The 3,888-nt window shown below is 77.4% G+C and carries 2 protein-coding genes and 1 pseudogene; all 3 read right to left on the bottom strand.

The features are described from left to right. Positions 1 to 2,031: pseudogene (locus MCAG_RS23065) on the bottom strand (GNAT family N-acetyltransferase); the annotation flags it as partial. Between the two features lie 31 nt (positions 2,032 to 2,062). Then, on the bottom strand, positions 2,063 to 3,244 hold the full coding sequence (locus MCAG_RS23060) for an acetoin utilization protein AcuC (protein ID WP_036374852.1): 1,182 nt from the start codon (positions 3,242 to 3,244) through the stop codon (positions 2,063 to 2,065). 70 nt (positions 3,245 to 3,314) lie between these two features. Continuing rightward, positions 3,315 to 3,888 (bottom strand): sulfurtransferase (locus MCAG_RS23055; RefSeq protein ID WP_036374850.1); only part of this gene is annotated, 574 nt, incomplete at its 5' end.

Genomic DNA, 3,888 nt, shown 5'->3' with positions numbered 1-3,888 from the left:
TTCAGCGCCACCGGGCAGCCGAGGGACACGGGCGGCGGCCACCGCCTCGTCGGCCGACCGCGCGGGCACCGACGGCAGCACGTCGATCCCGTACGCGCGCAGCAGCCCGGCCGGGTCGGCCCCGTCGGCGCGCAGCGCGGCGGAGGCGGCGGCCGGGTCGATTCGGGGCAGCTCGGGCGGCGTGCCGGGCGGGCGGCGCAGCCAGTCGGCGTACCTGGCGACCCGGGCCAGGGCCCGCACCGCCTCCTCCACGCTCGGGTACGCCGGCACCCCGGCCGGAGCACGCCCGGCGAGGAAGGTGGCCACCACCGGCTTGCCGGCGTCGAGCACGCCGGGCAGGGCGGCGGCGAAGTCGGCCTCGGTGTCGGTGAGCTGACCGGGCAGTGGCGGAGCGAAGACCGCGACGAGGGCGTCCACGTTCTCGTCGGCGGCGGCCACGGCCAGCGCTGCGGCGAGCTCGGCCGCCCCGGCCCGGGGCCCGGTGTCGGACGGGTACCCGGCGGCCACCGTCAGACCCTGCGCGGCGCAGGCGGTGGCGGCCAGCCCGGTCAGCGCCGAGGAGTTGCCGACCACGGCGACCCGCCGCCCGGCCGGCCGCGGCTGGTGGGCCAGCAGCACGCCGACGTCGAGCAGCTCGGCGACCGTGTCGACCCGGATCACCCCGGACTGGGCGAACAGGGCGCTGACCGCGACCTCGTCCGGGCCGGGGGCGTCGCCGCCCACGCCGGGCGGGCGGGCCGGGGAGGCCAGCGCCACCACGGGCTTGTCCCGGCCGATCCGCCGGGCCAGCCGGGCGAACTTGCGCGGGTTGCCGAACGTCTCCAGGTACAACATGATCACGTCGGTGCCGGGGTCGTCCTGCCAGTACTGGAGCAGGTCGTTGCCGGAGACGTCGGCCCGGTTGCCGGCGGAGACGAAGCTGGACAGGCCCAGGCCCCGCCGGGCCGCCTCGGCGAGCAGCGCCACCCCGAACGTGCCGGACTGGCTGAAGATCCCCACCCGGCCGGGGGCCGGCAGCGCGGGGGCGAGGGTGGCGTTGAGGCGTACATCCTCGTCGGTGTTGGCCACGCCGAGGCAGTTCGGGCCGACGACCCGCATGCCGGCGGCGTGCGCGGCGCGGACCAGGGCCCGCTGGGCCGCCGCGCCGTCGCCACCGGCCTCGGCGAAGCCGGCCGAGATCACCACCAGGCCGTGCGCGCCGGCCGCCGCCGCGTCGGCCACCACCGCGCCGACCGCCTCCGGGGCCACCGCGACCACCGCCAGGTCGATCGCGTGGCCGGCGTCGACCGCCGACGGATACGCGGGCAGCCCCGCCACCGTCGCCGCGCTCGGGTGCACCGGCACGACCGGTCCGGGGTACCCGCCGTCGCGCAGGTGCCCGAGCAGGGCCGCGCCGACGCCCTGCCCGGTGGCGCTCGCGCCGTAGACGGCGACGCCCCGGGGGGCCAGCAGCCGGGCGATGGAGCGGGCCTCGGTGCGGTGCTCCCGGCCGCGCTGCACCTCCAGCGTCGCCTCGGTCGGCGCGATCGGGAAGCTCAGGTGCACCACGCCGTCGGCGTACTGGCGTTGGACCTGGTAGCCGAAGTCGGCGAAGACCCGCAGCATCGCCACGTTGGCCGGGAGCACCTCGGCGACGAAGTGCACGATCCCGGCCCGCCGGGCGGCGTCGGCCAGGTGTTCCAGCAGCACCGAGCCGATCCCCCGCCCCTGGTAGGCGTCCTCCACCACGAACGCCACCTCGGCCTCGGGGGCCTGCGGGCCGAGCCGCTCGTACCGGCCGACGGCGACGATCCGCTCGGCGGCGAGCACCACGAACGCCTCCCGATCCCGGTGGTCGACGTGGACGAACCGGTTCAGGTCCCGCTCGGGGATGCGCGGGTACGGCGAGAAGTAGCGCAGGTAGCGGGTGCGCTCGGAGAAACGGGCGTGCATCGACACGATGCCCGGTGCGTCGTCCGGGCGGATCGGTCGCAGCGCGACGGTGCTGCCGTCGCTGAGCAGCACGTCCACCGGCTGGTCGACGGTGGTCACCTGTTCCGGCCCCACCCCGGACGCACCCCGCTCAGTCCCGGGGGTCGTACGGGTCGAGGCCGAGCAGGGGGAACACCGACTTGCGGGTGGCCGCGATGGCCCGGTCCACCGAGTTCGGCTCGCCGGTCGGCTGCCACGGCTCGTACGCGGGGTCGGCGTCGTCGGTCATCCGCAGCGGCACCTCCCGACCGGGGCGACGGGCAGCGGCGAGAGCCCGCCACCCGGGCGGGGTGAGAGTAGCCGGGTCGATCGGGTCGCCGGCCGCCACCGCGAGCAGGTGGGTCCACGCGCGGGGCACCACCTCGACGAGGGCGTACCCGCCGCCGCCGGTGGCCACCCAGCGGCCGTCGCACAGCTCGTCGGCCAGCGCCCGCAGCGCGAGATAGGTGGCGCGCTGCCCGTCGACGGTCAGGTGCAGGTCCGCGAGGGGGTCGATCCGGTGCCCGTCCGCCCCGCACTGGGTGAGCAGGAGCTGCGGCCGGAACGCGCGCAGCACCGACGGCACGATCGCGTGGAACGCGCGCAGCCACCCGGCGTCGTCGATGCCGGGCGGCAGCGGGACGTTCACTGCGCTGCCCTGCGCGCCCGGCCCGCCGATCTCGTCGGGGAACCCGGTGCCGGGGAACAGCGCGAGCGGGGTCTCGTGCAGGCTGATGGTGAGCACCCGGGGGTCGTCCCAGAAGATGGCCTGCACTCCGTCGCCGTGGTGCACGTCCACGTCGACGTACGCGATCCGCTCCGCGCCGAGGTCGAGCAGTCGGGCGATGGCCACCGCCGGGTCGTTGTAGACGCAGAACCCGGCCGCGCGGGCCGGCATGGCGTGGTGCAGCCCACCGGCCACGTTGACCGCCCGCCGGGCCTCGCCCCGCCACACCGCCTCGGCGGCGACCACGGTGGCCCCGGCGACCAGCGCGCTGGACTCGTGCATCCCGTCGAAGACCGGGTTGTCCGACGTGCCCAGCCCGAACCCGGCGAAGAGCGGGTCGCGGGGGGCGACCCGGACCGCGTCGAGGTAGCGCGGGTCGTGCACCCGGGTCAGCAGGGCCTCGTCGGCCGGCTCGGGCTTGACCAGCCGAACCCCGGGCCGGCCCAGTACGCCCAACTCCCGGGCGAGCGCGACGGTCAGCTCGACCCGCACCGGATCGAGCGGATGGTCACCCATGTCGTAGGCGAGCAGGGCCTCGTCCCACACCACCACCGTGTCCTCGGACATGGGGCCATCGTCGCACGGGCCGGCAGCGAGGCCCACCGCACGCGCTGCTCGCGGCGCCGGGTGTCGGCGGTCAGCCGCCGGTGGCGACCGGCCGGGAGCCGTCGGCGACCCAGTTGCTCCACGATCCGACGTAGAGGGCGGCGTCCGGGCGGCCGGCCAGGTGCAGGGCGAGCACGGCCTGCGCGGCGGTCACCCCGGAACCGCAGTACGCCCCCACTGGCGCGGCGTCGGCGACCCCGGCGGCGGCGAACCGCACCCGCAGCGCCCCGGGGGACGGGAACCGGCCGTCCGGGCCGACGTACTCGCCGGCGGGCAGGTTCACCGCGCCCGGCACGTGCCCGGCCACGGGATCGATCGGCTCCTGCTCGCCCCGGTAGCGCGCCGCGGCCCGCACGTCGAGCAGCGTCCCGTCGCCGCCGGCAGCGAGCACGGCGGCCGAGGCCGCGTCGAGCACCGGCAGCTCACCCGGGCGGACGGTCACGTCACCGGGGGCCGGGGTGGGCACGTCGGTCGACCGGGGCAGGCCGGCGGCCACCCAGGCCGGGAAGCCGCCGTGCAGCACCCGGACCGGCCGGTGGCCGGCCCAGCGCAGCGTCCACCAGGCCCGCGCCGCGCCCAGCGCGTCGCCGCCGTCGTACACGACG

The organism is Micromonospora sp. ATCC 39149 (genome assembly GCF_000158815.1).
Lineage (GTDB): Bacteria > Actinomycetota > Actinomycetes > Mycobacteriales > Micromonosporaceae > Micromonospora.
The sequence above is the reverse complement of the archived record's forward strand: the minus strand, read 5'-3'. Positions and strand labels throughout refer to the sequence as shown.

Coding starts and splice junctions, on each gene's coding strand:
- MCAG_RS23060 (WP_036374852.1), bottom strand. CDS start 3,244: ATGTCCGAGGACACGGTGGTGGTGTGGGACGAGGCCCTGCTCGCCTAC.